This is a genomic window from Herbivorax alkaliphila (genome assembly GCF_030848475.1).
Lineage (GTDB): Bacteria > Bacillota > Clostridia > Acetivibrionales > Acetivibrionaceae > Herbivorax.
In genome coordinates, this window is the sequence record NZ_JAVDDS010000047.1 from 18,994 (window position 1) to 27,373 (window position 8,380).

At 33.4% G+C, this 8,380-nt stretch carries 4 protein-coding genes and 1 tRNA gene; all 5 read right to left on the minus strand.

Annotation, left to right across the window (positions count from 1 at the left end; genetic code table 11):
- Positions 1-142: 142 nt before the first annotated feature.
- The 5 genes from RBH29_RS14180 to RBH29_RS14200 all read right to left on the minus strand — a co-directional run bounded on the left by RBH29_RS14180 (position 143) and on the right by RBH29_RS14200 (position 8,379).
- Positions 143-2,329 (minus strand): family 10 glycosylhydrolase, encoded by a 2,187-nt coding sequence (locus tag RBH29_RS14180; protein WP_306697589.1) that lies wholly within the window; start codon positions 2,327-2,329, stop codon positions 143-145.
- A gap of 266 nt (positions 2,330-2,595) precedes the next feature.
- The gene (locus RBH29_RS14185; RefSeq protein ID WP_306697590.1) at positions 2,596-4,881 is read right to left on the minus strand and encodes a vitamin B12-dependent ribonucleotide reductase; all 2,286 of its coding nucleotides are present in this window, start codon (positions 4,879-4,881) and stop codon (positions 2,596-2,598) included.
- 273 nt (positions 4,882-5,154) lie between these two features.
- Positions 5,155-6,393, minus strand: a complete 1,239-nt coding sequence (locus RBH29_RS14190; RefSeq protein ID WP_306697591.1) for a putative glycoside hydrolase — start codon at positions 6,391-6,393, stop codon at positions 5,155-5,157.
- Between the two features lie 487 nt (positions 6,394-6,880).
- A complete protein-coding gene (locus RBH29_RS14195) occupies positions 6,881-8,233 on the minus strand; it encodes a putative glycoside hydrolase (protein WP_306697592.1) in 1,353 nt (450 codons plus the stop codon).
- 70 nt (positions 8,234-8,303) lie between these two features.
- Positions 8,304-8,379, minus strand: a tRNA-Asn gene (locus tag RBH29_RS14200).
- Between the last annotated feature and the right edge of the window lies 1 nt (position 8,380).

Here is an 8,380-nt window from a genome sequence, read left to right on the forward strand (position 1 = left end):
TAAACTTTAATTATCTATATATTTTTTTACCATAAAAAAGGCGGATTGCTACAACAATCCGCCTTTTTTAGATATTATATTTTTATAATTTAAGAACTAAAACTCCAACTTAACCAATATTTAATCTTACCATGATAGCGTTTTATGATATTTTATCTAACATTGAGTTCAAAATTATTACAATCTCTGCTCTAGTTGCCATACGTTTTGGATGAATTCCTCCAGCAAAGCCTCTAACTAAACCTGCTACCGTAAGAGATGCCACAGCTTCAAAAGCATATTCACTTATCTCATCTACATCATCATATTCTAAAATATTGTCCAATTCTGACTTTTTAAAATCTAAGTTTAATATTTCAAGAGCTCTAGTTACTATTACCATCATATCTTCTCTAGTTATATTGCCCTCAGGGTTAAATCTTTCATTTCCAACACCTTTTATAATCCCCAGCTCTCTAGCAACAGCTATTGAGTCATAGTAGTAGGAATCCTTTTTTACATCCAAAAAGTTTTTCTCATATTCAGCTTTCAGCCCCAAAGCATTGACAACCATTATAATAAAATCTCCTCTTTTAGTATTAGCTCCAGGATTAAACATTCCTCTATGGTCGCCTCTTATGATTTTCATTTTATAGAATCTATCAATAGCTTCCATAGCCCATAAATGTCTGTACCCTACATCTGGAAAATACTTAGACCTTTCATTATTTAATAAAAGTCCAGTACTTTCATTGTGAAGTCTATCAAGAGCAGTTACAACATAAAAGACATCATCTAAGTTTTTAAAACTTCTATCTATAAACTTCTGAATTTCGCCATCATTTCTTCTCACAGTTCCTATAAGTTTTGCAGCACTCTCATCAGAAACAATATTTGCATTTTCATCTGTATTAAAACGATATACTGCATAGTAAACTGTATTTTCATCATTTTCATGCCATGAAATTTTCACTCCATCAGATACTTCCTCAACCTTTCCCACTTCAGGGGCTTTAGGTGGGCTTCCACCTTTCCATGGCATAACAGGAACCAACGTTTTAGAAGACCATAAATCATTTTCAATAACATTTACCATCTCCTGCTTTTTTCCATCTTCTAAATTTTTGTACCTAAACATAATTGTTCCGTTTGTTTCTGGCTTTGCAACATTAAATTTAAGCTGCCTTGTAAACTCAGGAACAGCATTTGCACCAACAAAATATTCATCTGCATCATCATTTACTTTATAAAGAGCCTGCCCTATATAAAGATGAACATTTCTTCCCTTAACCAAATTAGACCACCATGACGCAACTTCTCCATAGGGGGCTCTTGGATTTCCAAAGGTAAAGTAAATCTGTGGAGCAATATAATCTATAATCTCCTCTTCCACCCACTTTTTTGTGTCTGCAAAACATCTCAGATAATTTGTATATCCAGACTCTGTATTAGAGCCATCCACAAGTCCATCGCTTTTATTTCCCCATACGCCCCCAGGGCTTATTCCAAACTTCACATGAGGTTTGGACTTTTGAATCATTTCTGAAAGCTCTTTTATTAGAAGGTATGTGTTGTTTCTTCTCCAATCACCTTTATTTGAAAACTGACCATTATTATATTTTCTAAAAGTTTCATCATCATTTAATTCACCCTCATGTCTCTCATAATAAAAGTAATCGTCAAAGTGTATTCCATCAACATCATAGTTGTCCAGTATTTCTTTAACCCTATCGGCTACCCACTTTCTTGACTCAGGAACACCAGGGTCTACAATAAATCTGTTCATTGAAGTTTTTATTAAATGTGGTCTTTCCCTGTAAATGCTTTTTGGTATATTTAAAGATTCTATTGTAGATGCCGATGTGTTCATAGACACTCTATAAGGATTTAACCACGCATGTAATTCAAGATTTCTCTTATGAGCCTCTTTAATTATAAAAGCTAGAGGATCAAATCCCGGATCTTTACCAAATGTCCCGGTAAGATAACGTGACCAGGGAACAATATCAGAATTATACAGTGCATCCCCCTCAGTACTAACCTGAAAAAACACAGCATTCATATTAAGTTCAACTGCTCTATCTAGCATTTCAACAAGTTCCTCTTTACTCTTTTGTATTCTCTCTTCACTATTTTCTATATCTCTTGTTTCAACAGATGGCCAGTCAAGATTTAATACAGTTGTAAGCCATACCGCTCTAAGATGTCTTTTTACCAGAGGCGTTTCCTCTGGTATATACTCCTCATACGGTGTCCATGGTTTAGGCTGTGCAAATACATTTAGCGGCAGTGATGTAAAAATCATTAAAAAAGCAACAAAAAAACTCACAATTCTCTTTTGTGTAAACATTTTAACCCATTCCCCCAAAATATTATTATTCATCTAATTCATATATTACGATTGGATTCTACATTAGTCAACAAGAAAATAAAGACTATTTAAATCCCTTTTATTATTTATTTCTTCTTTTTCATTCTTTAAGCTTTGAATAAACATAAACACTCTCCTTGTCTTATCTAAAATTAATATACTCTAGCACCACGTATAACTTTTTTCAAAAAAAGAACAGTTTTTCTATCTGCTTTAACCAAATAGAAAAACTGTTCTTATAATCTCTAACCACATTTTGAATATCCACAATTTCTACAAACTACACATCCGCCTTCGTGCTCAACTGCTCTCCCACATTCAGGACAAGCTGCTAATTTATCTATTTCACCTAAATCAGCTTCAACTTTTGCCATTGGACGTTGAAACTTTTGATCATCTGTAATGCTTACTTCACCTTTACTTTCTGAATGTCCATTTTGTATCTTTGCTACCTTTTCGATAAGCCTTCCTATTGCATCTGGACATGACATAACTTTTAGACTTTTTTGCCTTGTAGTGGAAGGACATCTTATTCCCTTTAACTGTTCTACAATATGCTTATAATCTATTCCCGATCTTAATGCAATTGAAACCAATCTAGCTGTCGCCTCAGATTGAGATGGACAACCACCTGCACGTCCTGTATTGGTAAATACTTCACAAATCCCATCTTCATCATAATTTACTGTTATATAAAGATTTCCACATCCAATTTTTACTTTTTCGGTAAAACCTGTAGCAATCTCTGGTCTTGGCCTTGGTACAATACCTGCTGTTATTGAATTCTGTGCTTCGCCATTAGGGTTTTCTTCCTTGCCTTTTACCTTTCCAATATTAAGTACCTGCATATCTCTGCTTCCATCCCTGTAAATTGTAACTCCTTTACAGTATGTCTTGTATGCGTGCCAAAAAACATCATAAACATCTTTTCTAGTTGCTTTATTGCATAAATTAACAGTTTTTGATACTGCATTGTCAGTACACTTTTGAAAAGCTGCCTGCATTTTAACATGCCAGTCAGGTGTGATGTCATGTGATGTAGCAAAAACCTTTTGAGTCGTCTTGGGTATTTCAGGAAAACCTTTTATTGTTCCCTTTTTTGCAATTCTTCTCATTAATTCATCTGAATAAAACCCATCTATCAATGCAATTTGCTTAAATAATGGATTTACCTCTATTAATTCATCATTATCCATTACATTTCTTATATATGAAATGGCAAATAAAGGCTCAATACCGCTAGATACACCTGCAATAATACTTAACGTACCTGTTGGTGCTATCGTTGTTGTTGTTGCATTTCTTACTTTTATACCCATATCCTTATAAATGCTCTTATGGTAATATGGAAAAACACCTTTTTTCTCTGCTAGCTCAATTGAAGCTTTTCTTGATTCATCTTGAATAAAATGCATTACCTTTTGGGCTAAATCTATTGCTCTTTCAGAATTATAAGGTATATTAAGTTTACAAAGCATGTCCGCCCAGCCCATAACACCTAATCCTATTTTCCTTGTGCCTTTTGTCATTTCATCGATTTCAGGCAGTGGATATTTGTTTACATCAATAACATTGTCAAGAAAATGCACTGCTTTCCAAACAATTTTACTTAATTTATCATAATCAACTTCAGGTGAAACCTCAGTACTTTTTATCATTAAACTTAAATTTATAGATCCTAAATTACATGCTTCATAAGATAGTAACGGTTGTTCCCCACATGGATTAGTGCTTTCTATCTCTCCTAGCTCTGGCGTAACATTGTCCTTATTTAATCTGTCTAAAAATATAATTCCAGGCTCCCCATTGTTCCAGGCCATGTCCACCACAATATCAAAAACTTCTCTTGCATTCAAAGTCCCTGTGACTTCTTGAGAATTTGGATCTAAGAGATTGTATTCTTCGTCATTAGCAACAGCTTTCATAAACTCTTCTGTAACACCTACGCTGATATTAAAATTAGTAATATCTGCATTATCTTCTTTACATGATATAAATTCCATTATATCAGGATGGTCTATTCTCAAAATCCCCATATTAGCTCCACGCCTTGTTCCCCCTTGCTTAACAGCTTCGGTAGCCGCATTAAAAACCTTCATAAAACTCACAGGTCCACTAGCAACTCCTCCTGTTGAATTTACTGAAGCCCCTTTAGACCGTAATCGCGAAAAACTAAAGCCTGTTCCACCACCGCTTTTATGTATAAGTGCAGCATTTTTAATGCTTTCAAATATTCCTTCCATCGTATCTTCTATTGGAAGTACAAAACAGGCACTTAGTTGCCCTAAAGGTCTACCTGCATTCATAAGAGTAGGGGAATTAGGCAAAAATTCTAAGTTTGACATCATCTCATAGAATTCTTTTTCAATTTCTCTTTGCTCTTTTAAAGATACATATTCTTTATCTGCAGCTGCAACAGCTTTTGCAACTCTCATAAACATTCCAGATGGATCCTCTAAACAGTTGCCCTTTTCATCTTTAGATAAATACCTTTTTTCAAGGACTTTAACAGCATTTTCATTTATGTTCATTAAAATAAACCTCCCTAAAGCTAATCACTATATTTTGTATGCTAATCAATTCTCGATACACTATATTGTATCTTTTTATAATTCCTTAGTCAATATAAAAAGAAAAAACCACCTTATATAAGATGGAATGTTAGAATACTATAAAATAATTTTTTGATTAACTTAAACTATAAAATATTTTTATTTTGTTCTAAGACTCAACCTTCTATAAGGTGGAGTTACTCTTATAAATCTTCAGGTGGAGACTCGATGTTTAGCTTTAGTTAAACGAGTTCACTCTTCACTATAAAATGCCTCTTCAGGATATTTATTTTCTGGATCCCAGAATATCCACTCTTCATAACCTGCATCATATACAGCCTGTATTTGCTCTTTCATCTGTTCTGCACCATATCTCTGATAGTATCCATCTCCCAGCCAAGAGGCTGTAAATGCCTGTAAATAAGGTCTCATATCTGCCATATATCCTTCAACTTCTGATATTCTCTCTTTACCTTTTACAAGGCTTTGATATACTACTTCATATGGTTCAAAATCCGGTTTCATAAACTGAACCCCATTTACTTTTTGTCCAACTGCATAGTGAGAAGGATATATCATTGGAGATATATAATCAATATCCATACCAACAAGCTCTAAGTATTGTCCAATATCTTCCACGTCTTTAGGAGTTTCAAGAATTATTCCAAATACATCTGCAGATAAAACTGCATCTGGCAATTCCTCTCTTGCATATGAGAGAAACTCATTAATTATTTCATATTTCTCAGAACCATCATCATTAAATCTCATTGCACTTTTGTTCCCATCATTAGGGAATCTAATATAATCAAACTGAATTTCATCAAATCCAAATTCTAGTGCTTCTCTTGCTATATCTATAATATATGGCCATGCTTCTCTTCTATAGGGATCTATCCATGTAGCTCCATTTCTCTCTGTGTATAAGCTTCCATCAGACATTTTAACTGCCCATTCAGGGTGATGTGAAGAAAATAGTGGATCCTTAAATACTACCAATCTTCCTATAGTGTAAATATCGTTATCATTAAATTCCTGTAAAACACTCTCTACATCGTATCTTCTCATCCATGTTTCCAATTCTCTTACTTTAGGTATATTTGATTCATAACCTACATACCCGTCATCACATTTAATATCAATTACATACGAATTTACCTCTGTATTTTTTGCAAGATCAATATATTTTTCAACATTCTCAGAATGTCCCACAGTCCATGCAGTAAGGTATAGGGCTCTTGCTTTAACTGGTTCTATTTCCTCTTCTTCCTCTTCTTTCTCCTCTTTCTCCTCGCCTTCTTCATCATTTCCATCTAAATCTTGCTCTTTGTCATCAACATTTTCAGTTACTTCGTCAGTTGGAAGTGGATTATCTGTTGTTACAAAGGATCCATCCCCACATGAAGACAATGTAAATAACAAAATCATTGATACTACAGTTAACATAACCTTCTTTTCAACCAAATTTGATACTTTTCTTTTGTTTAGCATTAACATAGTGCCCCCCATTTTTTATTAATTTTTATAAATAAATCGCACCTAATATTCTATGTATATTTAGCACGATTAAATAAAAAAGTTAGTTAATTATTTATACCTAACCATACTTACTTAAAATTATATCATTTTTTTAGTTTTTGTCATTAGAAATTAGTAGTATTTTTTATAATTTTTTAAACTTTATATTATTCACATCTAGTATTCCACCTTCTATGTGGCGGAGTCCTTCTTATACTCTTCAGGTAAATTAGAATCTCAACCTAAAAATTCCTATGTTTATCTTGTTCTAAGACTCCACCTTCTATGTGGCGGAGTCCGTCTTATACTCTTCAGGTAAATTAGAATCTCAACCTAAAAATTCCTATGTTTATCTTGTTCTAAGACTCCACCTTCTATAGGGCGGAGTTACTCTTATAAGTCTTCAGGGGGAGTTGAGTCTCCACCTGAAGACTCGATGTTTAGCTTTAGCTAAACGAGTTCACTTAAATGACTCTTCCATATAGTTATTCCCGGCTTCCCAAATAATCCACTCTTCAAAGCCTGCATCATATACAGCTTTTATTTGCTGCTTTATTTGTTTAGGACCATATGTCTGATAATATCCTTTTGGAAGATACGAAGCAGTAAACCCTTGAAGATATGGTCTCACATCTGCTCTATAACCTTCAACCTTAGATATTCTATTTTTTGTTTTTTCTAAAACATTATAAACAACTTCATAAGGCTGTAAATCAGGTGCTGTAAAAACAACTCCATTTATACTCTGCCCCACTCCATTTCCCATCATTCCTTTTGAGTCGTTTGCATAGTGTGAAGGATAAATCATAGGTGATATATAATCAATATCCATACCCACTCTTTCTAGAACCTGACCTATTCCTTCCGTATCACCTGAGCTTTCGCATACTATTGCAAAGATATCTGCAGATACTAAGGCTCCTTTTTTATGAAGCACAGAAGCCGCCTTTTTTAAAAAGTCAGAGATAGCATCAGCTTTTGGTGGAACATCCTCTCCATAATATACTTCTTTACTACTTGCTGTGGGAAATCTAACATAATCAAATTGAATTTCATCAAACCCTTTATCTACAGCTTCTTTTGCAATTTCTATATTATATTCCCAAACTTCACGATTAAATGGATTTGTCCAAGCAATTGCATTGTTTTCTTTCCATATAGAACCATCATGACTTTTGATGGCTAAATCTCCTCTTTTCCTAGCTAAATAATTATCTCTAAAACACACCAGCCTTCCTATAACATAAATATCATTATCTTTTAACTTCTTTAAAACGCTATCTACATCATAAAGGTTGTTGTATGCCTTAATATCTCTTACACTTTTGATATCTGATTTATAGTTTACTTTACCATCTTCTTTAATATCTAAAACTACAGCATTAAGTTCTGTAGTTTTTATTAAATTAATGATATTATTTAAAAAGGCTTCATTTCCTGCTGAAGCTCCAGTAATATATACAGCTCTTGCCTTAGGAGCTTCTTTTTTTAAACTATCACTTTCATTACTATCTTTCTCATCTTCTAAAGCAACATCTAAATTTTCAGTTTTAGGTGAATTTTGAGCTTGATTATTCTCTTTTTCTCCATCAGAAACGCTATTATTATTTTTACTTGCATTAATAATAGTTATGGTAAATGTAATAATGATAAATGAAATAAATAGTATCTTGAAAATTTTCCTGTTTAGCATTCTATTCCCCATTTCTTTTGTCATTCTCAAAGAATTGGCTGCATAATCAGGATAATATTTTATAGCACAATTATCTTTGAGTATAAGAATAACTTCATATACTCTATTATGTTCAAACAATAATTATTTTTAAACACTTAAAAAATTCATTTAAAATAAATAAAAGGGAAAGATAATTATCTTTCCCTTTTGGCTCCTCAAGTTGGACTCGAACCAACGACCCTGCGGTTAACAGCCGCATGCTCTACCAACTGAGCTATTGAGGAT